This is a genomic window from Pseudomonas beijingensis, from assembly GCF_030687295.1.
In the GTDB taxonomy this organism is placed as follows: domain Bacteria; phylum Pseudomonadota; class Gammaproteobacteria; order Pseudomonadales; family Pseudomonadaceae; genus Aquipseudomonas; species Aquipseudomonas beijingensis.
This window is the reverse complement of the sequence record NZ_CP117425.1, coordinates 1,339,072-1,364,923: the sequence shown is the minus strand read 5'-3', so window position 1 is coordinate 1,364,923 and position 25,852 is coordinate 1,339,072. Positions and strand designations below refer to the sequence as shown.

The window sequence follows — 25,852 nt, the reverse complement described above, 5'->3', positions numbered from 1 at the left end:
ATTATAGGGGCGCGAGCGGCAAACAGAAACACAAGAGGTGACATCACTGACGGGCTGAACCCCGGGCTGTCGGTGATAGACATGTCCATACAAGTCTTTTTCATCACCTAAAACGACTGTGGGAGCGAGCTTGCTCGCGATGGCGGTGGGTCAGCAGACAATGATGTCGACTGACACGCCCCATCGCGAGCAAGCTCGCTCCCCACAAGGGTTGCCCTGACCTGATGGTCAGGGCAACAGTCTTAGCGGAACAACACCGCCGTTTTCTGCAGGGTCACCCACACACCCCACGCCAACGGAATGCCCACCACCAGCCAGGCGGCGATCGCCAGGGGCTTGGTGCCTGGTGCGGCTTTCCACTCCAGCGACGTGGTGCTGTCAGCACCCTTGTCATGACCCAGCGCCTGTTCGGCGGCCAGTTTCGGCGTCGGTCATGAAGTACTTGTCGGCGACCGGACGGACCATCAGGTTGCACAGGAAGCCCAGCACCAGCAGACCGGCGAGGATGTACAAGGTGATGTCATAGGCCGCGGCACGTTCAACGCCGATGCTCAATTGATATTCACGCAGGTAGTTCACCAGTACCGGACCCAGCACGCCTGCCGCAGCCCAGGCGGTCAACAAGCGACCGTGGATTGCGCCGACCATTTGCGTACCGAACAGGTCCGCCAGGTAGGCCGGCACGGTGGCGAAGCCGCCGCCGTACATCGACAGGATGATGCAGAACGCCGCCACGAACAGCGCGACGCTGCCCAGGTGACCCAGGTTCGGGATCAGCGCGTACAGGGCAAAGCCCAGGGCGAAGAACACGAAATAGGTGTTTTTACGACCCAGGTAATCCGAGAAGGAGGCCCAGAAGAACCGGCCGCCAATGTTGAACAGGCTCAACAGACCGGTGAAGCCGGCCGCGATGGCCGCGATCTGGCCCAGTTGCACGGCGTCCAGTTGACCGAACGGCAGGTCATTGCCCAGCAGCTTGCCACCAAACACTTCCTGCAACAGTGGCGAAGCCATGCCCAGGATGCCGATACCGGCGGAAACGTTCAGGCACAGCACCAGCCAGACCAGGCGGAACTGCGGGGTCTTCCAGGCTACGTTCACGTGAACGTGGCGATGGGTGATCATCGCGTTCGCGGCTTTCTTCGGTGCCGGGGTCCAGCCTTCAGGCTTCCAGCCGGTCGGCGGAACGCGATACGACAAGGCGCCACCGATCATGAACACGAAGTAGATCGCGGCCATGACCAGGAAGCTCTGCCAGACGCCCACGCCCGTCGGCGAAGCGAAATGGTTCATCAGCGCCGCGGCCAGTGGAGCACCGACCATCGCACCACCGCCGAAGCCCATGATCGCCATGCCAGTCGCCATGCCGCGCTTGTCCGGGAACCACTTGATCAGGGTCGACACCGGGGAGATGTAGCCCAGGCCCAGGCCAATACCACCGATCACCCCGGAACCGACCCACATCAGCCAGATCTGGTGGGTATAGATACCCAGCGCGGAAATCAGCAGGCCACCGCACCAGCACAAGGCCGATACAACGCCAGCCTTGCGTGGACCGGCGTGTTCCAGCCAGCCACCCCAGATGGCTGCCGAGCAACCCAGGAAGATGAAGAACAGGGTGTAGATCCAGCCGAGCATCGAGATCGGCCAGTCACATTGGGACGAAAAGACTTGCGAGATGAAGCTCATATCCGGTGCACAGGCCACAGGCTTGGTGACACCCAAGGCCTTGGACAGTGGCAACCAGAACACCGAGAAGCCATAGGCCATGCCGATGCACAGGTGAATGGCCAGTGCGGCCGGTGGAACCAACCACCGGTTGAAACCGGGCTTGGCGATGATGCGTTCCTTGGAGAGGAACGCTGGCTGGTCGGCGATGCCGCCCGCCGTGATGCTCGTGCTCATTGTGTATCCCCCAATTATTGGAATGGTCCGTCAGCCACGCGTCACCCTCAGCCTTCATTGCACGCAGGCATGGCTGTATTTTCTGGTGAAGCTCCATAGTGTGCGACATCAAGTCGCAGAAGGACGGACGAACGGGCAAAGGTTACCATTTGATCGTGGCAGAGAAACCAAAGTGATATCACCTTTTTCGTGCCATCTGTCTTATCGCACGCTTGCTGGCTTTCTGTAGGGGGCTAACGATTTATTTTTTCAGGAGCTTTCATGCCCATCGTTGTAGAACCACTGTGTGGGAGCGAGCTTGCTCGCGATGGCTGTCGCCCACTCAGCATTTTCATTGACGGTCACACCGCTATCGCGAGCAAGCTCGCTCCCACATTGATCTACGGACGGGACTTATAACGAGCACCCGACGCACCACCACCAATCCACAGCGTTATACTCCCGGCTAAATTTTGAACTCAACCTACAAGGATTCGCCCATGAAAGCGTTCGGCAAAATCCTGGGTCTGGTACTTCTCGGGCTGTTGCTGATCATTGTGGCCCTGGGCTTTGCCCTGACCCACCTGTTCGATCCCAACGACTACAAAGAAGAGATCCGCCAGATAGCCCGCGACAAGGCCCACATCGAGCTGACCCTCAATGGCGACATCGGCTGGAGCCTGTTCCCTTGGCTGGGCCTGGAGTTGCACGACGCCAGCGTCGCGACCCTGGCCAACCCGACCCAACCTTTCGCCGACCTGCAGATGCTTGGCCTCTCGGTCCGGGTGATACCGCTACTGCGCCGGGAAGTGCAGATGAGCGATGTGCGCGTCGAAGGCCTGAACCTGCGGCTCAACCGTGACAAGAACGGTCACGGCAACTGGGAGGACATCGGCAAGGCGCCAGCCTCCGCGACGACGGCGAACACCCCAGCGCCAACCGAACAACCGGCCCCGCCCGCCAGCACCCCGGCAGAAAAACCTGCCCAGCCGACCCGCCTGGACATCGACAGCCTGACCGTGAACAACGCCCGGGTCGAATACACCGACGAGCAGACCGGCAAGCTGTACACCGCCGAGAGCATCCAACTGAGCACCGGCCCGGTCCACGATTCCACCAACATTCCGGTGACCCTGACCGCCTTCCTGTCCAGCAACCAGCCGGCCGTGCGCGTACGCACCGAAGTGACCGGCGAACTGCGCTTCGAGCGGGCCCTGCAACGCTACAAGTTCGAAGACCTGAAACTGTCCGGCGAAGCCACTGGCGACCCCCTGCAGGGCAAGACCCTGAATTTCGCCGCCCAAGGCCAACTGTTCCTGGACAAGGCGGCCAACGTCGCCGAATGGACCGGCATCAAGCTGTCGCTCAACCAACTGCGCGCCCTGGGTGAACTGAAGGTCAACGACCTCGACAAGACCCCGCAATTGAATGGTGGAATATCGATCGCCCAGTTCGATCTGGCGAAGTTTGTCGACAGCGTCGGCCAGACACTCCCGGCCATGGCCGAAGGCAGCCTGAGCAAGGTCGAGCTGGCCAGCCGCATTGCCGGCACGCCGACCAGTGTCGAGTTCAACAACATCAACCTGAAGCTCGACGACAGCAACTTCAGCGGTCGTATCGCCGTGGAAGACTTTGCCAAACAGGCCCTGCGCGTGCAGCTCAAGGCCGACACGTTCAACGTCGACCGTTACCTGCCGCCAAAATCCGCCGAAGCCGACAGTTCCAAGGCGGCCCGTGAGGCCGAAGTCAGCAACACCGAAGCCAGCGCCCTGGCCGGCGCCGGCAGCACACCGTTGCCGAGCGCTCCAACCCAGGGTGCCTGGAGTAACGATCGGCTGTTTCCGGTGGAGCGCCTGAGCAAGCTGGACCTCGATGCCGACCTGACCTTCGGGCAACTGACCCTGGATAAACTGCCGATCCAGAACGCCGCGCTCAAGGCCACCGGCCTGGGTGGCCTGCTGACCCTGGAAAATCTGCGGGGCGATCTGTACAGCGGCAACTTCGAAACCAAGGGCACCCTGGATGTGCGCCAACCTACCCCACAGTTGAGCCTGCAAACCCGCATCAACCGGGTCCCTGCCGAGAAGATCATCGAAAGCCAGGGCAAGAATTCGCCGGTCAAAGGCCTGGTCACGCTCAACAGCGCGATCACCGCCACCGGCAATAGCCAGAAGGCTCTGATCGACAGCCTCAACGGCAACGCCGGGTTCGTCATCAACGATGGCGTGCTGCTCAATGCCAACCTCGAACAGCAACTGTGCAAAGGCATTGCCACCCTCAATCGCAAGTCCCTCAGCGGCGAACCCCGGGGCAAGGACACGCCGTTCCAGCAACTCAACGGCAATCTCACCTTCACCAATGGCGTCGCTCACAACCCCGACCTGAAAGTCCGCATCCCCGGCATGAGCGTCAACGGCAACGGCGATATCGATCTGCGGGTGCTGGGCATGGATTATCGCGTCGGCGTCATCGTCGAAGGTGACAAGAGCGACATGCCCGATCCGGCCTGCCAGGTCAACGAACGCTACGTCGACGTCGAATGGCCGTTGCGCTGCCGCGGCCCACTGGAGTTGGGGGCGAAGGCCTGCCGCCTGGACAACGACGGGCTGGGCAAGGTCGCGGCGAAACTGGCCGGCGACCGGCTCGGCGACAAGATCGATGAGAAACTCGGCGATAAGGTCAGCCCGGAGCTGAAAGACGCGCTCAAGGGGCTGTTCAAGCGATGAGAACCGAGCAATTTTCCACCGCCGTCCTGGACTGGTTCGATCGCCACGGGCGCCACGACTTGCCCTGGCAGCAGGACATCTCACCCTATCGGGTGTGGGTCTCGGAAATCATGTTGCAGCAGACCCAGGTCAGTACTGTGCTCAACTATTTCGACCGGTTCATGGCCTCACTGCCCACCGTCGAAGCGCTGGCCGCCGCGCCGGAGGACGAAGTGCTGCACCTGTGGACCGGGCTGGGCTATTACACCCGTGCGCGCAACTTGCAGAAAACCGCGAAAATCGTCGTCGAGCAGTACGATGGCGAATTTCCCCGGGACGTGGAAAAACTCACCGAGTTGCCGGGGATCGGCCTGTCCACCGCCGGTGCCATCGCCAGCATCAGCATGGGCCTGCGGGCGCCGATCCTCGATGGCAACGTCAAGCGGGTGCTAGCGCGCTTCACCGCCCAGGAAGGCTACCCGGGCGAACCCAAGGTGGCGAAACAGCTATGGGCCACCGCCGAGCGCTTCACGCCACAAGACCGGGTCAACGCCTATACCCAGGCGATGATGGACCTGGGCGCCACGCTCTGCACCCGCAGCAAGCCCAGTTGCCTGCTCTGCCCACTGAAGCAAGGCTGCGAGGCCCACATGCTGGGCCTGGAAACCCGCTACCCGATTCCCAAGCCTCGCAAGGAGGTGCCCAAAAAGCGCACCTTGATGCCGATGCTGGCCAACCACGAGGGCGCGATCCTGCTTTACCGACGCCCTTCCACCGGGCTATGGGGCGGGCTGTGGAGCCTGCCGGAACTCGACGACCTCGACGACCTGCAACACCTGGCCCTGCAGCACTCGCTGGAACTGGGCAGCCAACACGAAATGCCAGGCCTGGTGCACACCTTCAGCCACTTCCAGTTGGCGATCGAACCCTGGCTGGTCCGGGTCCGGGAAACCGGACATCACGTGGCCGAGGCCGACTGGCTCTGGTATAACCTCGCCACCCCGCCGCGCCTGGGCCTTGCCGCCCCGGTCAAAACCTTGCTCGAACGCGCGGCCGCCGTAATGAACGCAGGAGAGTTGCAATGACCCGCACCATCATGTGCCGCAAGTACAAAGAAGAACTCGAAGGTCTGGAACGTCCACCGTTCCCGGGCGCCAAGGGCGAAGATATCTTCGACCACGTCTCTGCCAAGGCCTGGGCCGACTGGCAGAAACACCAGACCCTGCTGATCAATGAAAAACGCCTGAACATGATGAACGCCGAAGATCGCAAATACCTTCAGGGCGAGATGGACAAGTACTTTTCCGGCGAAGATTACGCCAAGGCCGAAGGCTACGTACCGCCATCCGAATAAGCTGTTCAGTGCGGGGGCGAATCGTAAGCGACGGTAATAGTTAAATATTTTTTGAAAACTTGCTTGACGCCCCCCTGAAAAACCCGTTTAATGCGCCCCGTTGCCCAGATAGCTCAGTCGGTAGAGCAGGGGATTGAAAATCCCCGTGTCGGCGGTTCGATTCCGTCTCTGGGCACCAAATACCGAAAACCTCGATCAAGCAATTGATCGGGGTTTTTTATTGCCTGGGATTTTCTTCCTGTGCATTGTCGACTCAGCTACATTCGTCCGCTCCCCTCTGGCAAACGAGTCGACATGGACATCACCGGCATCCCCTTCGGCACTACCGATTGGTCAACCATCGAACCTACCGAGCACAAAGGCGTCACCGGAACCGCCTATTGGCGCACGCGGCAATTCGGGAACATTCGGGTACGGATGGTGGAATACACAGCCGGGTATCTGGCCGACCATTGGTGCACCAAGGGCCACATCCTGTTTTGCCTCAAGGGCGAGCTCAATACTGAACTCGAAGACGGTCGGCAATTTTTGCTCAAGCCCGGCATGAGCTATCAGGTCGCCGACCAGGCTGAGCCCCATCGATCCTCCACCTCATCGGGGGCTACGCTTTTCATAGTGGATTGAGATTCGAAGCGTGCGCGTTGAAGCTGTAGGATAGATGGCCTTATCCATCAGGAATCCGACCATGTCATCGGCGAACAAACAGCACAAGCGCAGCCAGCGCGCCAAGGCGAAAGCCAAGCAGAACCGTACTAAGCGTGCTGCTGCGCCGAACGATTTCCTGGACCCGAACGACGAGCGCATCGATCTGGAAACCGTGGACCTGACGGAGTTGTTCCAACTCATGAGTGCCGCTGAAAAGGTCAGCCAGAAGGCGATGTGCGAAGCGTTCCTGGCCCATCCCCTGCTGGCGCTGGTACTGGAGCAGGAAGGTGAGGAAGAAGCGACCGACTTCATCATTACCGCATTGATCGAATACCGCCGCCTCACCACCGGCGTGGATGAGCAGACCGCGCTGGATTGGGTGGAAAGCAAGCAGTTCCAGGCCGATTATGTGGCTGCATCCCAGGCACTGACACAAGGCCAGGACTGACTGTCTGGCCGGGACCGCGGTGGATGACGCCCTCCGGGGATAATTCCCACAATCCAAGGTTAACCAACATGGGGCGGCGTCATATCCGTCCTGCGTCAATCCGCTATTTTTCCTCCCAAGCAATCAGCCTCGTCCGGCATCATCGAAACGTCGCCCGGAGCATCCTTGCGGTCTGCCCCTCTCAATGGCTGGACACTGCGATGACGCCACTGCTGCCCCAAGATGACCCTCAGCTCGCCCCCTTGATCAACGAACTCGGCGAGCTGATTCGCCAGGCACGCCAGAAGGTTCTACGTGCCGTCGATACGCTCCAAGTGCAAATCTGCTGGCAGATCGGCCGGCATATCATCGAATTTGAACAAGGCGGCGCCGAACGGGCGGCCTATGGTGCAAGGTTGCTACCGTCGTTGGCGAAGGTGTTGACGGCGCGGTTTGGGAAAGGGTTTGATGCTTCAAATTTGCGCTACATGCGCCTCTTTTATCAGGCGTTTCCAATCTGTGACGCACTGCGTCACGAATTGAGCTGGACTCACTATCGAACGCTGCTACGCGTCGAAGTATCAGCTGGTGCTCCCCACCGAAGAAGAACTGCGCAACGAGCTGGACCGTGAACAGGCGCGCCTCGAGGAAGGGGCGATCGGGCGCAGCGACTTGAAGGAGTAAAAGCCAATGACCGCGCACTCAAAAAACCCATGTAATATTCATGCGCTTTTTTTCCAGCAATGCTTCAGTCAATGAGCTTCATCCTGCATGTCACCGGCCGCGCCTCACCCTTCCCTGATCCAGGCATTGCGGACCGAAACCGCTGAACTGCACGTAGCCCTGGAAAAACGCTTGCCGTTTTTCTCGCAACAGTTGGACCTGGATCTGTACCGGCGCCTGATGGCGGCCTACTACGGTTTTTATCAGCCGCTGGAGCAACGGCTTCATGTGCTGGCGTTGATTCCAACCGGGCTGGACCAATCCTTGCGCATCAAACTCCCGGTATTGCGGGCCGACCTCGCGGCACTGGGCCTGGATGAAGCGGCTATCGAGGCATTGCCCCTTTGCCAGGCACTGCCGCGAATCGACTCCCGAGCCGCCGCGCTCGGCGTTTCCTACGTACTGGAAGGCGCGACCCTCGGCGGGCAGATCCTGCGGCGCAGGGTGGCCGAGCAGCTCGGCCTTGATGCTTCCAGCGGCGCGGCCTTTCTCAATGTGTATGGCGAACTCACCGGCCGACGCTGGAGGGATTTCCTCCAATACCTGGACGACAGGAACCTTGGCGAGGCCCAGGTGTTCGAAGTCACACGCGCCGCCAAGGCGACGTTCTCTCATTTTGAACACTGGCTGGACAGCCAAAAGGTACTGTTATGACCCCGGAAAACCAGGAAGCCTTCGAAGAACTGCTGGCCAATTGTGCAGACGAACCGATTCGCTTTCCTGGGGCCATCCAACCTCACGGCGTGTTGTTGATGCTGTCCGAGCCCGATTTCGTGATCCGTCAGATCAGCGCCAACGTGCTGCAATTGATGGCGCAAGATCCCCACAGGTTGTTGGGCCAGACACTCGATGCACTGTTGGGGCTGGAACAGGCCGAGGCGATCCTCATCGCCTGCCGCGCCGCGCCGGAAAGCGACAACGCGCCCGTGGCCATTGTCGTGAATCAGCAGCGTTTTGATGCCCTGGTGCATCGCCACCAGGGCGCCCTGATCATCGAACTGGAACAGCATCTGAGCGACTATCGCCCCGAAGGCGTCAGCGGCGAGGCCAACATGGGCCGCATGCTGCAACGCCTGCAAAGTGCGAAAACCCTTCAGGCCCTGTACGAAATCAGCGTGCGGGAAATCCAGGCCATGACCGGTTACGACCGGGTGCTGATCTACCGCTTCGAGGAAGAAGGCCACGGCCAGGTGATTGCCGAGGCCAGCGCGCCGTCGATGGAGCTCTACAAAGGCCTGTTTTTCCCGGCATCGGATATTCCCGAACAGGCCCGCGAGCTGTATCGCACCAACTGGCTGCGGATCATCCCCAACGCCGACTACGCGCCGGTGCCGCTGGTCCCGGAACTGCGCCCCGACACCCAGGCACCCCTGGACCTGAGTTTTGCCACACTGCGCAGCGTCTCGCCGATCCACCGCCAGTACATGAAAAACATGGGCGTGCTGTCGTCCATGAGCATCTCGCTGATGGAAGGTGAACGCTTGTGGGGACTGATCAGTTGCGGCAATCGCCAGCCGCTGCTGGTTCCTCATGAAATGCGCATGGCCTGCCAGACCATCGGCCAGGTGCTGTCATTGCAGATCAGCGCTATGCAGGCCCTGGAACTGACCCGGCAACGGGACGCCAAGCTGGAAGACCTCAAGGTCCTCGCCGCGGTCATGGCCGAATCCAGCGATAACGTATTCGACGGCTTGTCCCACGAGCCGCAACGGCTCATGGACCTGACCGGCGCCAGCGGCGTGGCGATTTTCGAGAACAACAAACTGCATCGCCATGGCCAGTGCCCGGAACCGGAGCAGATCCGCGAGCTGCACAAATGGATCCTGGAAACCGGCAAGCCCGTGTTTTCCCACCACAACCTGAGCAGCGTCTTCGCACCTGCCCAGACTTATCAGGACGTGGCGAGCGGCGTGCTGGCGATCCACCTGCCCAAGCCTGTGGAAAACGGCGTGCTGTGGTTCCGCCCCGAGGTGAAGCAAACCCTCCAATGGAGCGGCGACCCGCAAAAACCCCTGGACCTGGAAAACAGCGAGACCGGCCTGCGCCTACGGCCCCGGACGTCTTTCGAGATCTGGAAAGTCGAAATGGCCGGCATCAGTGCCAAATGGACCCATGGCGATCTGTTTGCCGCCAACGACCTGCGCCGCTCGGCCTTGGAAAACGACCTGGCCCGCCAGGTGCACAAAGAGCGCCTGGCCGTACAAGCGCGCGATGAACTGGTGGCCGTGGTTTCCCATGACCTGCGCAGCCCGATGACGGTCATTTCCATGCTCTGCGGCATGATGCAGAAGGCCTTCAGTTCCGACGGATCCCACAGTTCCAAGCGAATTTCTTCCGCCATCGACACCATGCAACAGGCCACCAGCCGCATGAACACGCTGCTGGAAGACCTGCTAGACACTTCACGCATCGATGCCGGGCGCTACACCATCAATCCCCAGCCGATGGACGTCAGCCAGATCTTCGACGACGCCTGCTCGCTACTGACGCCGCTGGCCACTGCCAAGGCGATCGACATTTCCTTCCATACCGAACCCAACCTGAGGATCAACGCCGACCCCGAGCGGCTGTTCCAGGTGCTGTCCAACCTGATCGGCAATGCCATCAAGTTCACGCCGCAGCAGGGCTCGGTGGGCATCAGTGCGATGTCCGTCGGTAACGAGATCGTGTTCAGCGTCCGCGACACCGGTGAAGGGATTGCGCCAGAGCAATTGCCTCATGTTTTCGAGCGCTACTGGACGACCAAGGAAGGCAACCCGAACGGCACCGGGCTGGGGTTGTACATTTCCAAGGGGATTGTCCAGGCCCATGGCGGTAAACTGCACGCCGAAAGCCAGCCAGGCCAGGGCAGCGAATTCCGCTTTACCGTGCCGAAAATCGACTGAGCCGGGCACCGTCCCCTAACGAATTGGAAACCGAAGCCCAATGGCCTCACTGAACAAACAGCAAAAACGCGCCAAGCGCGCCAAAGACAAAGCCAAGCAGATCCGCATGACCGGGCGCAAATCCATCCCGATGTATGGTGACCCGGCCCACGCCACAGCTCAGCCACCGGTCTACGTGCTGGAACTGTTCGCCAAGCTGCGCGAAGCCGAGGCCGTCAGCCGCAGTGAAATGCTCGATACGCTGCTCACGTCCCTGAGCGTGATGATCATCGAACGCCCAGGCCTGCTCGACCTGAAAAACGCCGAAAACGAAAGCATGGCGGCGACCAACCTGGCCGCCGACATGCTGGTGGATTACCGCATGTGGGTCGATGACATGGACCGCGAGACCGCCCAACGCTGGCTCAGCACACCGGAGTTCATCAAGGACTTCAGCGAGGCGCTGGACCGCTATCGCCAGACCCTGGAAGAACCCGCCAGCGAATAAGCCGACCGGCTATTCGTCACTGTTCCAATGGAACACCAGGTTGCGTGCGGCCCCGCTGCCTACCTCAGCGGTGTCGCGCCGCGCCTCACCGTTGCGCGTCGCCACCACGTTGTACTTGCCCGGCGGCAGTTGCACATAAACCAGCGGCCCGGCATCGCTGAGGGTCAGCACTGTTTGTCCCGATGCGTTCTGCACGGTCACGTCCACATCCGGGACGTACTTATTTTCCGGGCCGATCGCAAAGGTCATGTGCACGTTGTAACCCTGGGCCTGCCCGATGGCCCGAGCTTCGTCCTCGCCGATACCGCCGGACAGATACGTGATGCCGTTCTGCTGCATGGGGTGGACCTGGACGCCTGTGTTGTCTACAGGGGCGAGGTTGGTGGCGTTGAGCATGACGGGAAAAAGCAGCGCGCCTAACACGATGAGGCAAAATAGCGACTTCATGACCACAACTCCTGATATTGGACGCCACCTCGTTTGATCGATTTATGAACATCGATGTTCAGACCGATTGGAAGTTGAGTCGAATGCCAATCGGAATAGTACGCTCATCCGGTTAACCCTTCCAACCCCCGCCCAAAGCTGGCACCATCGCGCCTTTTTTTACGCGACTCCCCGGGTTTTTCACCGGCAAACAGGGTTCAAACGGCCGTTCGGTTGTTGATGGCGCGACAGTCTGCTGTGCCGATGCGACAACCTGCCGCACATCACCGGTTTACCGCCCGTAGCGCTGTTGGCTGCCATTCGGACGCATGCTAGCTTGGCCGCCTCGCCAAGGAAGGCAGCCAACAGCAAGGGAGCACATACCATGAGGACCGCACATGGCCCAGGCCACGCCCGCGCTTGAAATCCGCAATTTGCACAAACGCTACGGACAGCTGGAGGTGCTCAAAGGCGTCTCGCTGACCGCCCGCGACGGCGATGTGATCTCGATCCTCGGATCCTCCGGGTCCGGCAAGTCCACGTTTCTGCGTTGCATCAACCTGCTGGAAAACCCCAACCAGGGCCAGATCCTGGTGGCCGGCGAAGAACTCAAGCTCAAGGCCGCCAAGAACGGTGAGCTGGTGGCCGCCGACGGCAAACAGATCAACCGCCTGCGCAGCGAGATCGGTTTTGTTTTCCAGAACTTCAACCTCTGGCCGCACATGAGCGTGCTCGATAACATCATCGAAGCCCCGCGCCGGGTGCTTGGCCAGAGCAAGGCTGAAGCCGTCGAAGTCGCCGAAGCACTGCTGGCCAAGGTCGGTATCGCCGACAAGCGCCACGCCTACCCGGCCGAACTGTCTGGCGGCCAGCAACAACGCGCGGCCATCGCCCGCACGCTGGCGATGCAGCCCAAGGTGATTCTGTTCGACGAACCCACCTCCGCCCTTGACCCGGAAATGGTCCAGGAAGTACTTAGTGTGATCCGCGCCCTGGCCGAAGAAGGACGCACCATGCTGCTGGTCACCCATGAAATGGGCTTCGCCCGTCAGGTTTCCAGCGAAGTCGTGTTCCTTCATCAAGGCCTGGTCGAGGAGCAAGGATCGCCACAGCAGGTCTTCGAGAACCCGCTTTCGGCGCGCTGCAAACAATTCATGTCCAGCAACCGCTAACGGAGCAGTACACATGCAGACCTACAAGAAATTCCTCGTGGCCGCAGCGGCCAGCCTGGTCTTCTCGGCCAGTGCCATGGCGGCCGAAAAGCTGAAGATGGGCATCGAAGCGGCCTATCCGCCGTTCAACAACAAGGACGCCAGCGGCCAGGTCGTGGGTTTCGATAAAGACATCGGCGACGCCCTGTGCGCCAAGATGGAAGTCGAGTGCGAAGTGGTCACCTCCGACTGGGACGGCATCATCCCGGCCCTGAACGCCAAGAAGTTCGACTTCCTGATTTCTTCGCTGTCGATCAACGAAGAACGCAAGCAGGCCGTGGACTTCACCGACCCGTACTACTCCAACAAACTGCAATTCATTGCACCGAAAGACGTCGATTTCAAAATCGATAAAGAATCTCTCCAGGGCAAAGTCATCGGGGCACAGCGCTCCACGCTCGCCGGCACCTGGATGGAAGACAACATGGAAGGCGTCGAACTGAAACTCTACGACACTCAGGAAAACGCCTACCTGGACCTGACCTCCGGCCGTCTCGACGGAATCCTGGCAGACAAATACGTGAACTACGACTGGCTGAAAACCGACGCTGGCCGTGCTTACGAATTCAAAGGTGACCCGGTGGTAGAGGGCGACAAGATCGGCATCGCCGTGCGCAAGGGTGACCCGCTGCGCGACAAGCTGAACGCTGCCTTGAAAGAAATTGTTGCCGACGGCACCTATAAAAAGATCAACGACAAGTACTTCCCGTTCAGCATCTATTGATGCTGGCGTGCCTGGCCGGCGCGGCTCCCAGCAGCGCCGGCCCTTAGCAAAGCCTGCCGCGATATGAACTCTTACCCATGATGATCGATCTCTACGGATTCGGCCCGGCGCTCGCCGCCGGCGCGCTGATGACCGTCAAGTTGGCGCTCACGGCCCTCTGCCTGGGGCTGGTGCTCGGCCTGCTCGGCGCCTTGGCCAAGACCTCGCCCTACAAGCCGCTGCAATGGCTGGGCGGCACCTATTCGACGCTGGTTCGCGGCATCCCGGAATTGCTCTGGGTGCTGCTGATCTATTTCGGCACCGTCAACCTGATGCGTGCCCTGGGTGAGTATTTCGGCAAACCCGACCTCGCCCTTGACGCCTTCGCCGCCGGGGTCATTGCCCTGGGCCTGTGCTTTGGCGCCTACGCCACCGAAGTGTTTCGCGGCGCGATCCTGGCGATCCCGAAGGGCCACCGTGAGGCCGGTGTTGCCCTGGGCCTGTCGAAGTGGCGGATCTTTACCCGGTTGATCATGCCGCAAATGTGGCGCATCGCCCTGCCTGGCTTGGGCAACCTGTTCATGATCCTGATGAAGGACACCGCGTTGGTCTCGGTGATCGGCCTGGAAGAAATCATGCGCCATGCGCAAATCGGCGTGACCGTGTCCAAACAACCGTTCACCTTCTATACGGTCGCAGCGTTCATGTACCTGGGCCTGACGGTGCTCGCCATGATCGGCATGCACCTGCTGGAACGACGCGCCGCCCGTGGATTTACCAGGAGCACCCAATGAACTGGGACGTCATCATCAAGTGGCTACCGAAGCTGGCCCAGGGCGCGACACTGACCCTGGAGCTGGTGGCCATCGCCGTGATCGCCGGGCTGCTGCTGGCGATCCCACTGGGCATCGCCCGCTCTTCGCGCCTGTGGCAGGTGCGGGCATTGCCCTACGCCTACATCTTCTTTTTCCGTGGCACGCCGCTGCTGGTCCAGCTGTTTTTGGTCTACTACGGCCTGGCGCAATTCGATGCCGTGCGCAGCAGCGCGCTGTGGCCGTACCTGCGAGACCCGTTCTGGTGCGCTACGGTCACCATGACCCTGCACACCGCTGCCTACATCGCCGAGATCCTGCGCGGCGCGATCCAGGCCATCCCAAAGGGCGAGATCGAAGCCGCACGGGCCCTGGGCATGTCGCGACCCAAGGCGCTTCTCTACATCATGCTGCCCCGCGCCGCGCGCATCGGCCTGCCGGCCTACAGTAACGAAGTGATCCTGATGCTCAAGGCCAGCGCCCTGGCGAGCACCGTGACCCTACTGGAACTCACCGGCATGGCCCGCACCATCATTGCCCGGACCTACCTGCCGGTGGAGATCTTCTTCGCGGCTGGCATGTTCTACCTGCTGATGTCCTTCGTGTTGGTGCAAGGCTTCAAGCAGCTGGAACGCTGGTTGCGCGTCGATGCCTGCCAAGGACGCTGACAGCGGCCTGCTGACGGGCGAGGCATTGCTCGCCCGCTTCACGGCACTGGACGTTTTTCTCACGGCGCACCAGGCACTGTGGAAACCGCGCCCGTTCACCCATCTGCAGTTGCCTTGGGAAACGTCTCACCCAGAATTGGCCCGATGGCTACGCCAGCGTTCGCTGGAAGCTGCGGAAAACGACCATCATCAGCCGTGGTTGATGGAAGACGCACCAGCGCCCTTCCCGGAATTGGCCACAATCTCCCGCGCATTGAGCGCTGTCGCAGAATTGCCTGCCAGTACGCTCGAAGCGCCAAGCCACCGCCTGAACGTCGACGTGCCCGGGCGCAAATGGCAGCAGATCGAAGCCTTCGCCAGTCGCCTGCGCTTCACCACCCGGCCAACCCACTGGCTGGATTGGTGCGCCGGCAAAGGCCATCTCGGTCGACGCCTGCTGCAGAACGAACAACAACTGACCTGCCTGGAGTACGACCCCGCACTGGTCGCCAGCGGCCAACAACTGAGCCTGCGCCATCGCCTGTCTGCCACGCACCTGCAACAAGACGTGCTAGCGGCAGACGCCACCCAGGCGCTCCACCCCGAACATACGCCCGTGGCTCTGCACGCCTGCGGTGACCTGCATGTGCGCTTGATACAGCTGGCCAGCGCCGCTGGTTGTGCACAACTGGCTATCGCGCCGTGCTGTTACAACCGCATCAACACCGAGCGCTATCAAGCGCTGTCCGACGCCGCCAAGGGCTCTACCCTACAGCTGTCGCTCGACGATCTCAGCCTGCCCCTGACCGAAACCGTCACCGCCGGCGCGCGCGTCAGAAGACAACGGGACCACTCCATGGCCTGGCGCCTGGGCTTCGATTTGCTGCAACGGCAAATCAGAGGGTGCGACGACTACCTGCCCACGCCGTCACTGCCCACCGTTTGGCTGGAAAAATCCTTCGCCCAGTACTGCACCGATCTGGCGGCCCTGAAAGACTTATCCACAGTCGGCACGCCTGATTGGCTCGCCTTGGAAGCAGCGGGCCACCAGCGCCTGGCCGAGGTGCGCAACCTGGAGTTGCTGCGAGGCCTTTTCCGACGGCCGTTGGAGCTTTGGCTGGTGCTGGACCGGGCGCTTTTCCTCACGCAAAAAGGCTACGACGTTCGCCTCGGCACCTTCTGCGAAACGCCGCTGACACCACGCAATCTGTTGTTGCTGGCAGAGCGTTACTGAGACGAAACAGCCTGTGGATAACTCTGTTGATGAAATAAACTCGGATCCCAGAAATCCGTGATTTCCTGACCGAATCAGCATTGGTCATTTTTTGTTCACATGGATAAAAAACCATGAAAACAGGCATTTGCGACTAAACGCGAAAGCGGTCACAAAATCGCAAGATGTACCGCGACTCATCCTGCCCGTTGTGCATAAGCGTCTAAGCAAAACGACATAACCGCCGAATTCAGTGCCCGCCCTTCGGTGGAAAACGGCTTTTACCTCGACGTCGGCGCCAACCATCCGACAGATGATTCGGGCACCCGAGCGTTTTAAGACCGCAGCTGGCGCGGCAAACATCGAGCCAGTGTCGGCCTACTACGACGCGCTCTGCCAACAACACCGCGACGCCGGCATGGACGTGCGCAACCAGACCGTCCAGTCCCGCACCCTGGCCGCCATCTGCGAGCAATACGCCCAGGACCGCCCTATCCACTTCCTGAAAATCGACGTCGAGAGCCACGAAGAAACCGTGCTGCGCGGCATGGACTTCAGCCGCTGGCGCCCCTGGATCATCCTCATCGAAACCCCATGGGCCCGCGACCAGGTCTGGGAAACCCTGGTGACCGACACCGGCTACCAGTCCATCCTGTTCGACGGCATCAACACCTACTACCTCGCCGAAGAACACCTGGCCCTCAAACCCGCCTTCGACATCCCCCCGTGCAACCTCGACGGCTTCCAACTCTGCAAAGGCCACAAATTCAGCCACCCCGTCGACGACACGAACCAACAACTCAGTGCCGCCCTGCAACGGGCTGAACAAGCCGAAGCCCAACTCCACGCCATGCAAAACAGCCGCACCTGGCGAGCCCTGAACAAACTGCGCAACCTGCTGCACCGCGCCTAAGCCGGACCTGCGCAAAAATAGTCAGAATTCAGGGGTTTACAGAACGCACCCAATCGCTATAATCGTCGCCCACACGCCGGTATAGCTCAGTTGGTAGAGCAACTGACTTGTAATCAGTAGGTCCCGGGTTCGACTCCTGGTGCCGGCACCATACAAGGTTCCATAGAAGGCTTTCAAAATCTCTGGAATCCCCGAAAAACCCGCCTTCTGGCGGGTTTTTTCGTTTTAGAGGCTCTTACGCCTCTCATATGGCGCTTGCGATTTCTTGAAACGATCCACGCTTCAGGCTGCCGCCCACCCCAATCCAGCTGCGGTATAGTCCGACCCCTCCTTGGCAACGATGCCAAAACCAGTTTTCGGGATTAAGGGAACGTTGGATGGGTGGCAAACCAAGACCTGATCCTTCTATTGTCAGCGGTTTCAGAGTCGCGTATGTAGAGGGTGGCCGTAAGTACTACTTTGATGCCGTAGAGCAACGATACTACTCATGGGATTCGCTTCATGGCGAGTTTGAAGTCTTCGACCGACGTGGCTTTCACCTGGGTTCGGTCTGCCCTGAAACCGGGCTTGCTTTGAAACCTGCCGTCCGTGGACGAAGGATCAAACCGAACTGAGAGGTTCATATGAATTTTGTAGAGCTTTGCCTTAAAGGCGATGTGTTGGAAGAAGAGATCGACCGATTCGTCGAGGACTGGCACGAAGGCCGTCAAGGTGCCGACATGCAGTTGCATGAGTACCTGGGCATGAAGTGGGAAGAGTACCAGCTGTGGTCAACAACCCCTTCTGTCTTACCTTTTGTATTGACTGCCCACAAATACGGCACCTCTCTTAAGGAGCAACTCGATCAAGATAAATTTGCGATTGCTGCGCGAGCACGATCGGTCGCTGAAGCGACCAAAGTCGAAGCGTGGCTACGCAGCGTGGGCAAGATCTAGTGACCCCAGAAGAAAAAATGGCCAGTCGCGTCCTGGCCATCCGCAAACTGACACCGCCTTACGATCTAGAACAGCTCGCCTCTGCCTATGGGGAGCTTGAATACCTTGAACTGCCGTTCGGCGTGGACGGAATCACAATTGGTATCGGCGCTACTACTAAGCCTCGTATCCTGATCAACTCAAGCGCTCCCGGTACCCGTCGAAAATTCACGTTAGCCCACGAGATTGGGCATGTTGTCATCCCATGGCATACCGGCACAATCGTATCCCACTTGGAAAACGGGGAAGTTGATGCCGCCTACAGCCAGATGGAAACCGAAGCCAATCGATTTGCCGCAGAGCTGTTGATGCCCTCCGATTGGTTGCGTGAAGCGTTCAAAGCCTCATCCTGTGTGGAGCAATATTTCCGCTCGGTCCTTACCTTGGCAGGGGCATCCAAAGAAGCAACATTCAATAAAATATTACGCCCGCTCCCTCAACCAGTGATTTGCGTACAGGTAGACGGCGCATCCAGAGTCCTTAGCAGACGAAAATCCCAAACCGCACCCTACCCACCAGAACGAAACACCTTAGTCAGCAGCGATACCTTCCAGACGGACAGTCGTTTTGAAAGCTTCGAAATAGACGGCCAGCTTTACATGAGCTGGACATTTGTCGGACGCGACATACAGGAAGTAGACAAAAGACCGTGGCGGGAAGTCTATGCCCAAATCCTGGGTGACACCGGCATGCAGGAATACTTGCAGAACATGAATGGCATCCTGGCTGCTGCTTACGGCAAAAATAAGGCGCTCGACGAAGCAGAAATATGCGGTGCCGTCATCCGTGCATTTACACGATATGAAATGTTCGATGTGGTGACCAAACATGAGCTATTTGAACAGTTTGTGATCAAGCGGGTGAGGGAATTGAAACGGCGGGGTTGAGTGATCAAACAAGCGTAGAGAAGATCGGGCAAAGCGCTGCCGCTGAAAGCAAACCCAGTAGCCAGATCCTTTGTGGTTCCGCCACACCGTGGTGGTTCACCCAAAGTGCGATTAGCGTCCGGCGGCTCGCACGGTCACAGCGATGTGATGGATGCCTACTTTTACCGGTGTGCCCATTGCGGCAACTCATCCCCTTTCATAGCTGCCCTGCAGCAACCTATCCGCTTGGCCATTTCCTTGCGCCAACCTGCGCCCGTCTCTTTCTTCCGGAAAGAGACGGGCGCTCCTACCCTTGCTGCAGCCCACCTCGTACAAGGCTTTGCGGCATTTCCCCTTGTGACAATCGGCGTGACAAACACCGAAGTCACCGGCAACAGCGATGTTGTTGCCGAAAATCATGGTCAGCTACTGATTAACTTGGAAGAAATAGATGTCAAGGAATTACTGGGGTTACCGCATCGACAAACGCAATATTGCGTTTTTCCGGCAAAAATTAGAAAAAGGACGGCTACACCAAGGCTGGGGGGAAACACCAGATCAGGAGCTGACTCACCCAGACCTCAGCGGTGGCGCTAAACGCAACCTGCCAATCTACAACAAGGTGAAAAAGGGCGACATCCTTCTGGTCCCAAGGCTGCCCAACCACCATGAGGTGGCCCTCGTGGAAGCAACGGAAGACTTCAACCTTGGCTATTCCTATGCGCCTGATCCGATGTTCAAGGACTATGGCCACAGCTTCCCGGTCAAACAACTCAAACAGTTCACCCGCAAGAATGCCAATGTGCCTGGCAAGATCCGTGCTGCACTGGGTTCTAGATCAAGGTTCTGGAGCCTAGACTCCTGCGCCAAAGAAATTGAAGTGCTAATTGCTTTAGATGACAACGCCATGCGCAGCAGCCAAAGCTTTACCGATCGCTTTGCCGATACGGTCCAAGATAGCTTTGCAGCCGCCTTTGATGAGCAAAAATTCACCACCTCGCTATACGAAAAGATAGCCAACGGCTTCTCCAACGCGGAATGGGAGTTTGCCTTGGTTGAAGGACTCAAGCGCCTGTACCCTACCCCTTGCAAAGTGACACGTCGCGGTGGCCCTGAAGAAGTGCATCACGGTACCGATATCTCCATCACGATCCCAGGACTGACCGATTACAGTTACCTCATCGCTATTCAAGTAAAGGACTACATCGGCAAAGTCTCAGAAGCACCGCTTAAACAACTAAACAAGCCCGATGCTTACTGGAGTGACGATCCGAAAGTTCGTTTAATCGACAAGATCCTGATCGTGACCAAAGCTCATGCGGAGCAGAACCGACACCTCGCCGAAAACCAAGACGGCATCACAGTTTTATTTGGTAACGATGTCCAAGCACTCCTGCTACGAATAGGAAAAGCTTATAAAGGTCTGCAACAATGAGATTGCTAATTTGCCGACCAAGAACGTGAAGCGAAACTGGATAGTTTGAGGGATCCCTTGGCTCTGCTTAACAAGCATGTGGACTTGCTGCCATCTCTGCCTGAATCGACCGCCGGGTTCCCTGACTCAGCCGGGGCAAAGTCGGTCGGTCACGTTACCCAACGGAACTGATGACACGGTTACCAGTTCTTTAGCTGCTGTTCAACTTGTACAATGAGACAGCCAAAGAAGAGTACCTAAACATCAGCTATTATCTGACACATCGGTACAACTGGATTCGACCCCATCAATTCAACGGTGTATTGGTGCCAGTTCAGGCCAGAAAAAACCTAACGTCGTGAACGGAATTAGTTGACCACTAACTGACCACTACATGGCCAGGCCTAATATCCTGGACATGGCATCAGGCTTTAGTCGGTTGTTCCACTGATGGGGTCTCAACAAAGGCATCGCTGTTATAAATGTATAGCTCCAGTACGGATAGGATGGCTTCAACTCTACGTTCTTTCGATTTAGGGAGGTAGTGCCGACCTTTGTCGACAAAGTCGTACCGTCCGTCGCGTTCGAAAAACTTAATGTCATAGCCTGCGAACTCACACAAAAGCCTCATGAATGACCGGCAATAGCGGTAAGCGCCTATCAACTCATCGCTATTATCACCCAACGGCGTAAATGCCCTACGTCCATCTTCGGATGTTTTTATACAGTCCGGATACTTTCGCTTTAAACTCTTCTCATATAGCTGCCCAAAAATAGGCTCAAGCACCAAAAGACTGCCTAATTGATAGACTTCATCGCAGGCAACTATGTAATTCTGAACGCGCTCGACATCATCCGCAGTGGTCAGCGTTACATATATGGCATGCCGAGCAGTCCTAAGAAAATTGATTGCCTCTTCAAAACACGCAGCATTGATATCCGGAATGCCTTCATTCGGAGGTGTATTTTTGAAGAACTTCAAATGTAGCCTAGGATGCAATGCAAACACCGCTTTAATGCCACCCTCATACGTACGCGCAGGAATCCCGCCGAAATGATCAATCAGCGCCTTCTTGTGCGCGTAGTAAGTATCAATATTGTTTTTATATGAGGCAAGCTCGATTTGTTCCGCCGTCTGTAAAGTTGCGTGGAACCGCCATATCAACAGGGAAAACGGTAGCGCCAGAGATAGTAGAAGCAATGGTAAGGTACTTATTCTTATAAAATTTTCAAAGCCCTTATCACTAAGATCCAAACTGGACTGCCCCCAAACGATAGCGCCAAAGGAAAAAAAATAGGTCAAGGGTAAGCAAAGACTAAACCAGAGCAGCGGCTGATGGGCAAGGCTCTTTTTCGAGTTCAATGTAACCATCGCTAGAAGCGATGGGGCTTTATCTGCCTTTATGACGATCGTCAGCATGATAATGGCGACAACAAATAGGGGCGGCACCAAAATAGCAGACCACAAAATTTCAGCTTGCATGTAGGAGGATTCCCTTCATCTTTTTAAAATCTGCCTGATCCAAATTAACGCTGAGCCCGACTGCTCAAGCGGGCGACCGCGAGTCTATGAGTCTTTGGTTTCCAATGCCAGTTTCACCACATATCCACTGCCTTCCATCGATGCATCATATCCCCGTCACACCACGCAATCTCCTCGGGCTGCGAGTTCAACCGCAGCCGAACCCTGCCAATTACCTAAGCCGGCACGTCGTCGGCAGCGTTCGAGCTCATGAGGTTTACCATGCGGAGCGCTGCTCTGGGGTGAACTACGTGCAGATCGACAACGCGCCGACACCTCGTAGATCCCGGATTCGACTCCACCGAACGCCATAAATAGCTGACTTATTTATAGTTACTAGTTGGGGTACGCCAAATTTTCCACCGAATTCCAGATCCGCAGAAAACCTAGCCTCGCTGCAATCTACCGTTCGTCTGGTGCCACCATACAAAACAAAGCCCTCGCAGAAATGCGGGGGCTTTGTTGTTTCTAGGGTGTTCAATTTTCGTCCGGAGAGAGTCCTTTCGTTATCAAAAAACGATCATGGTTTTCATGAGTTGAACTCCAGCCAGGAGGAATGGACCTCAGCCGAAAATGGCGAGGTTGTTCCTAACTAAGAGTATTTATAGGAGGGCGCAAAAAAATGGATTAATTTAGTCCCCTTTTTCGATGGTCGCACCGCCCGTCGAATTCAACCACCTAGTCGCTCAGCCGCTTTCCGATAAACCTGATCTCGTTCACGTTTGTCGACGGCCACGACAAACACCACGACCTCCTGATCAATCACCTGATAAACCAACCGATAACCGCTGCTGCGCAGCTTAATCTTGTAGCAATCAGGAAAGGCATGCAGTCGGTTTGCTTCGACGCGTGGATTGGCCAGGATCGTAGTGAGCTTCTTTTTGAGCTGCTCACGGACGGTATTCCCTAGCTTTTGCCATTCCTTTAGTGCCCGTGCATCGAATTCGAGGCTATAGGTCATCTAGCGAAACCTTAACCCGCTGCGGGGCTGCGAGTCGCTCGCGCACCGTTGCGATCAAGGCTTCATCGTCCTCGGTCATCAGGACGGGCTTGAACGGTAACTGGCCGCGCTCCGCTACGTACTGCAAGGCTTGGCGCATCAGCTCAGAAGGGGTAACGCCGAGCTTTTCCAGCTCGCGGTATGCACGCGCCTTGAGGTCGTCGTCGATACGGACGTTGATGGAAGCCATGAGATGGCCCTCACTGTAATGACATTAGTCTTTACATTGAAGGAAAAGCTTGAATCCGGCAAGCCCCAGACCTCCCCCACCTCCAATCCAGAGTTACAAATGCTTTCATCAGGACGTTGACGACCTTTTCCAGCAACCAAAAATGGCTGCCAAATACCCGCCAAGCCTAGGTTGACCCGGTCAGCATGCTCAAATCGTGCGGGTTTTTTATGCGCTAAAACTATGGGATGTTTTCGGCAGATCCACACATGCAAAACGAGGCCCTCCCCCGCCAGCATCGCGCCACGATTGCACCCTACCCAATCGCCCGCTACTCTCTGACCGTCGCTGCCAATTCAGCGACCGGGCGTAGGAAACCCGAAGTAAATCAAGGCGCATCTGCGCCTCGCTTACTATTGCAGGCGCTTTTTTTGTGTCTGCGATAGGCGTTATGGCGGCTGTGCGCGGGACACCTTCGGGTGTGCCGGGTGCCTTGATTCCCGGTTTTCCTACCCCGTGCATGGCCGCCACCCAATCCCGTAGGAAAGGACGGTTGCGGCTCTCACAGTCAAGGAGCCAGACAATGCCAAACCCGCAAGACCTCAAAACCCCAGGCCTAACCCCCTTCTGCTACCACTCCGACCGCCCGCTATTCCGTGTCAACAGCGGCATCCCCATCGGCGAAGCCCTGTCCCACGCCTCTGACCTGCTCCACGTTGCCAAGGTCCTGGCCGAGGACGCGGCGATGATCCGCAGTACGGACCGGTATGCCTGGGCGTCGTGTTATTTGCAGGATATGAGCAAGGCCGTCATCGATGACGTGGTGAAGGTGCTGGAGGCGCCAGGGAGCAATCCGGCTTAAGGGCCGCCGCTGCAATGCTGCTCCGAACGGGCAGCATTGAATTTTTTATTTACAGGAGCGGATTAAAGAAGGGCTGCTTCAGCCCAGCGGGAGCAAGTTCCCTCGCCACAGGAAGCAAATTCCTACGAGATTTTCAGAAGCAGAGTTTCAGGTAGTGTGATCAGTCCCTTTCCCACTCTGGGATGCCCGTAATAAGATGCTTGAAATGTCCGCCGTTAAGGACATACTTTGGGCTCACTCGAAAAAAGTCCGTTATGGTGGACATCGTGCTTATTCTCAATCCCTCAGCTCTCGGCGAAAGAATGCGTTCGCTACGCCGTGCAAAAGGCTACAGCCAACAGCGTCTCGCTGAAAAAGCCCACTGCAATCGCAAGACAATCATCGACCTTGAAGCCGGTGAAAACGTGGCCATATACACCCTGTTTCGGGTCGTGTCGGCATTGGGGATGGCACTGGAAGTCGTCGATAAACGCATCGATCTCAAATCCCTAGCGGATCTGGTGGAACATGATGAGTAGGGTCAAGCTGCTCAATGTCATGACACCACAAGGCTATAGCGGCGATTTGTCCAAAGGTTCGCAATTCTCGTTTGCTTACGCCAGTGCCGAGGCGCCTCGGGAGGTTTCGCTGGTCATGCCCTATGACCCTACGCCTTCAGTCAGCAATGTCCTTCATCCGATATTTGACATGAATGTGCCTGAGGGTTTTCTGGCGGACCAGATCAAGCGTCGGATGGCTAGGCATATGCAGGTCGACGATATGCGCCTGTTGTCGGTAATAGGCGGCAATCAAATCGGGCGACTCAGCTATATAAATCCTGTCGAGGCTTCGGTGCCTGTTCGTGCTCAGGTCGGACTGCAGGACATTCTGTCGGCGGACATTTCACAAAGCGTTTTTGATTTTCTGGTCGATACGTATTTCGAGTCAGGTATTTCGGGTGTGCAGCCCAAGGTACTCGTACCTGACTTGGACAAGCTGACGGGTGATCGAAAAACTATGCTCAGCTCCGATCTGATCGTTAAATCCGGTGCCGATGAGTATGCCCATTTGGCGCAAAACGAATTCCTTTGCCTGGAGGCGGCTCGCCTGGCAGGTCTTGAAACGCCGCCATTCTGGCTCTCGGAAAACGGCGAGTTGTTTGTTATGGAAAGGTTCGACCTGACCCCTTCCGGACGGCTGGGGTTCGAAGACATGGCGGCGTTGCTCGGCCTGCACAAAGACCCCCACGACAATTACAAATACTCCCAAAGCTACGAAATCCTTGCCGCAGTAGTGGAACAGGTATGCCGTCATGCTGAACCGGTTCGCGAGTTGGAGCGCTTTTTTTCCTCGGTGTGCCTCTCGGTCATGGTGCGCAACGGCGACGCCCATCTAAAAAACTTTGGTGTTATCTATACGCATCCGGACGCGCCGGAAAGCGTGCGGTTGGCGCCGGTTTTTGATGTCACCACCACCACGGTTTATGAACACTACAACCCCAAGTCTGGCCGCTCGCTGGTAGATCGCACATTGGCGATCAAGATGAACAAGGTAAAAAATTATCCTGATCGCAAGCAATTGATCGAGTTCGGTCGTAAGCATTGCAAAGTTGATAAACCCGCTTTGATCATCGAACGAATCGCCGATGCGATGAGCCAGGCGCTGGCGAGCAGCGGGTATCGAGTTGATGGAGGGTTGCTGGAGGGTATGCGAGGAGAGTGGGACGCGGGTCGGTTTGCCGCACTTTATGACTCGGCACCGTTGCGGTTCAGGGGGAATCCATTGGCGCAAAAATGAACTCGACTTATGTTCGCAAGGACCTTGAGCCTGCCGGCCCCCGTGGCGAGGGCGCCTGCTCCCGCTCGGAGGCGAAGCCGCCGTAAAACCGGTGCGTGCGGTAGAGCTGATAGAACGAACGAGCTACCTGTATCGCAGCCCAGCGGGAGCAAGCTCCCTCGCCACGGGTTTGCGGCGTATTCATCTAATCAATTCCCCCGCCGATAGCTTCGGATAAGAGCATCGCCTGCCCCA

The 25,852-nt window shown here is 57.7% G+C and carries 24 protein-coding genes, 2 tRNA genes and 4 pseudogenes; 25 read left to right on the top strand and 5 right to left on the bottom strand.

What is annotated here, in order from left to right; translation table 11 throughout:
• Positions 1-242: 242 nt before the first annotated feature.
• A pseudogene (locus PSH84_RS06365) lies at positions 243-1,905 on the bottom strand (OFA family MFS transporter).
• Positions 1,906-2,384: 479 nt separating this feature from the next.
• Between PSH84_RS06365 and PSH84_RS06360 the strand changes: the two are divergent.
• The 10 genes and pseudogenes from PSH84_RS06360 to PSH84_RS06315 all read left to right on the top strand — a co-directional run bounded on the left by PSH84_RS06360 (position 2,385) and on the right by PSH84_RS06315 (position 11,110).
• On the top strand, positions 2,385-4,610 hold the full coding sequence (locus PSH84_RS06360; protein ID WP_305482413.1) for an AsmA family protein: 2,226 nt from the start codon (positions 2,385-2,387) through the stop codon (positions 4,608-4,610).
• Positions 4,607-5,674 (top strand): A/G-specific adenine glycosylase, encoded by a 1,068-nt coding sequence (mutY, locus tag PSH84_RS06355; protein ID WP_305469290.1) that lies wholly within the window; start codon positions 4,607-4,609, stop codon positions 5,672-5,674. Before PSH84_RS06360 ends, mutY begins: the two co-directional genes overlap by 4 nt.
• Entirely contained in the window at positions 5,671-5,943 is a 273-nt protein-coding gene (locus tag PSH84_RS06350) for an oxidative damage protection protein (RefSeq protein ID WP_122565238.1), read from the top strand. Before mutY ends, PSH84_RS06350 begins: the two co-directional genes overlap by 4 nt.
• Positions 5,944-6,045: 102 nt before the next feature.
• Positions 6,046-6,121, top strand: a tRNA-Phe gene (locus tag PSH84_RS06345).
• 116 nt (positions 6,122-6,237) lie between these two features.
• Positions 6,238-6,567 carry a DHCW motif cupin fold protein gene (locus PSH84_RS06340; RefSeq protein WP_305482412.1) on the top strand — a complete coding sequence of 110 codons (330 nt, stop codon included), beginning with the start codon at positions 6,238-6,240 and terminating at the stop codon, positions 6,565-6,567.
• A 61-nt stretch (positions 6,568-6,628) separates the two neighbouring features.
• Positions 6,629-7,036 (top strand): hypothetical protein, encoded by a 408-nt coding sequence (locus PSH84_RS06335; RefSeq protein ID WP_122565236.1) that lies wholly within the window; start codon positions 6,629-6,631, stop codon positions 7,034-7,036.
• 200 nt (positions 7,037-7,236) lie between these two features.
• Positions 7,237-7,593: pseudogene (locus PSH84_RS06330) on the top strand (DUF1016 N-terminal domain-containing protein); the annotation flags it as partial.
• A gap of 193 nt (positions 7,594-7,786) precedes the next feature.
• The gene (locus PSH84_RS06325) at positions 7,787-8,392 is read left to right on the top strand and encodes a biliverdin-producing heme oxygenase (RefSeq protein WP_122565235.1); all 606 of its coding nucleotides are present in this window, start codon (positions 7,787-7,789) and stop codon (positions 8,390-8,392) included.
• Complete coding sequence (locus PSH84_RS06320; protein WP_305469286.1) at positions 8,389-10,623, top strand: ATP-binding protein; 2,235 nt, start codon at positions 8,389-8,391, stop codon at positions 10,621-10,623. Before PSH84_RS06325 ends, PSH84_RS06320 begins: the two co-directional genes overlap by 4 nt.
• A gap of 40 nt (positions 10,624-10,663) precedes the next feature.
• A complete protein-coding gene (locus PSH84_RS06315) occupies positions 10,664-11,110 on the top strand; it encodes a hypothetical protein (protein WP_122565233.1) in 447 nt (148 codons plus the stop codon).
• Between the two features lie 9 nt (positions 11,111-11,119).
• Here PSH84_RS06315 and PSH84_RS06310 read toward each other — a convergent pair whose 3' ends face one another.
• A complete protein-coding gene (locus PSH84_RS06310) occupies positions 11,120-11,557 on the bottom strand; it encodes a flagellar hook assembly protein FlgD (RefSeq protein WP_305469283.1) in 438 nt (145 codons plus the stop codon).
• Between the two features lie 377 nt (positions 11,558-11,934).
• Here PSH84_RS06310 and PSH84_RS06305 point away from each other — a divergent pair, with 377 nt between their 5' ends.
• From PSH84_RS06305 to PSH84_RS06250, 12 genes and pseudogenes are all read left to right on the top strand, one after another.
• A complete protein-coding gene (locus tag PSH84_RS06305) occupies positions 11,935-12,708 on the top strand; it encodes an ABC transporter ATP-binding protein (protein ID WP_014336086.1) in 774 nt (257 codons plus the stop codon).
• Positions 12,709-12,721: 13 nt separating this feature from the next.
• A complete protein-coding gene (locus tag PSH84_RS06300; protein WP_122565231.1) occupies positions 12,722-13,471 on the top strand; it encodes an ABC transporter substrate-binding protein in 750 nt (249 codons plus the stop codon).
• A 77-nt stretch (positions 13,472-13,548) separates the two neighbouring features.
• On the top strand, positions 13,549-14,244 hold the full coding sequence (locus tag PSH84_RS06295; protein WP_122565230.1) for an ABC transporter permease: 696 nt from the start codon (positions 13,549-13,551) through the stop codon (positions 14,242-14,244).
• Positions 14,241-14,930, top strand: a complete 690-nt coding sequence (locus tag PSH84_RS06290; RefSeq protein WP_305482411.1) for an ABC transporter permease — start codon at positions 14,241-14,243, stop codon at positions 14,928-14,930. The genes PSH84_RS06295 and PSH84_RS06290 overlap by 4 nt, the downstream gene beginning before the upstream one ends.
• Positions 14,911-16,143, top strand: a complete 1,233-nt coding sequence (locus tag PSH84_RS06285; protein WP_305482410.1) for a methyltransferase — start codon at positions 14,911-14,913, stop codon at positions 16,141-16,143. The genes PSH84_RS06290 and PSH84_RS06285 overlap by 20 nt, the downstream gene beginning before the upstream one ends.
• A gap of 216 nt (positions 16,144-16,359) precedes the next feature.
• Positions 16,360-17,035 (top strand): annotated as a pseudogene (locus tag PSH84_RS06280) (FkbM family methyltransferase).
• 75 nt (positions 17,036-17,110) lie between these two features.
• Positions 17,111-17,186: transfer RNA gene (locus PSH84_RS06275), tRNA-Thr, on the top strand.
• Between the two features lie 226 nt (positions 17,187-17,412).
• Entirely contained in the window at positions 17,413-17,649 is a 237-nt protein-coding gene (locus PSH84_RS28925) for a colicin E3/pyocin S6 family cytotoxin (protein WP_018606357.1), read from the top strand.
• 9 nt (positions 17,650-17,658) lie between these two features.
• Positions 17,659-17,970, top strand: a complete 312-nt coding sequence (locus PSH84_RS06265) for a hypothetical protein (protein ID WP_305469275.1) — start codon at positions 17,659-17,661, stop codon at positions 17,968-17,970.
• 17 nt (positions 17,971-17,987) lie between these two features.
• Positions 17,988-18,896, top strand: coding sequence for an ImmA/IrrE family metallo-endopeptidase (locus tag PSH84_RS06260; RefSeq protein ID WP_305469273.1), 909 nt, complete (start codon positions 17,988-17,990; stop codon positions 18,894-18,896).
• A gap of 430 nt (positions 18,897-19,326) precedes the next feature.
• The gene (locus tag PSH84_RS06255) at positions 19,327-20,310 is read left to right on the top strand and encodes a hypothetical protein (protein ID WP_305469271.1); all 984 of its coding nucleotides are present in this window, start codon (positions 19,327-19,329) and stop codon (positions 20,308-20,310) included.
• A gap of 218 nt (positions 20,311-20,528) precedes the next feature.
• Positions 20,529-20,665: pseudogene (locus PSH84_RS06250) on the top strand (IS3 family transposase); the annotation flags it as partial.
• Between the two features lie 48 nt (positions 20,666-20,713).
• On the opposite strand, the gene PSH84_RS06245 reads toward PSH84_RS06250, so the two are convergent.
• From PSH84_RS06245 to PSH84_RS06235, 3 genes are all read right to left on the bottom strand, one after another.
• Positions 20,714-21,772 carry a hypothetical protein gene (locus PSH84_RS06245; protein ID WP_305469269.1) on the bottom strand — a complete coding sequence of 353 codons (1,059 nt, stop codon included), beginning with the start codon at positions 21,770-21,772 and terminating at the stop codon, positions 20,714-20,716.
• Between the two features lie 709 nt (positions 21,773-22,481).
• A complete protein-coding gene (locus tag PSH84_RS06240) occupies positions 22,482-22,772 on the bottom strand; it encodes a type II toxin-antitoxin system RelE family toxin (RefSeq protein ID WP_305469267.1) in 291 nt (96 codons plus the stop codon).
• Complete coding sequence (locus tag PSH84_RS06235; RefSeq protein ID WP_027911784.1) at positions 22,762-23,001, bottom strand: type II toxin-antitoxin system RelB/DinJ family antitoxin; 240 nt, start codon at positions 22,999-23,001, stop codon at positions 22,762-22,764. The genes PSH84_RS06240 and PSH84_RS06235 overlap by 11 nt, the downstream gene beginning before the upstream one ends.
• A 562-nt stretch (positions 23,002-23,563) precedes the next feature.
• Here PSH84_RS06235 and PSH84_RS06230 point away from each other — a divergent pair.
• The 3 genes from PSH84_RS06230 (at position 23,564) to PSH84_RS06220 (ending at position 25,618) form a co-directional block, all read left to right on the top strand.
• Positions 23,564-23,842, top strand: coding sequence for a DUF3077 domain-containing protein (locus PSH84_RS06230; RefSeq protein WP_024619250.1), 279 nt, complete (start codon positions 23,564-23,566; stop codon positions 23,840-23,842).
• Positions 23,843-24,108: 266 nt separating this feature from the next.
• Entirely contained in the window at positions 24,109-24,360 is a 252-nt protein-coding gene (locus PSH84_RS06225; RefSeq protein ID WP_305469265.1) for a helix-turn-helix transcriptional regulator, read from the top strand.
• Entirely contained in the window at positions 24,353-25,618 is a 1,266-nt protein-coding gene (locus PSH84_RS06220; RefSeq protein ID WP_305469263.1) for a type II toxin-antitoxin system HipA family toxin, read from the top strand. Before PSH84_RS06225 ends, PSH84_RS06220 begins: the two co-directional genes overlap by 8 nt.
• The last annotated feature ends 234 nt before the right edge of the window (positions 25,619-25,852 follow it).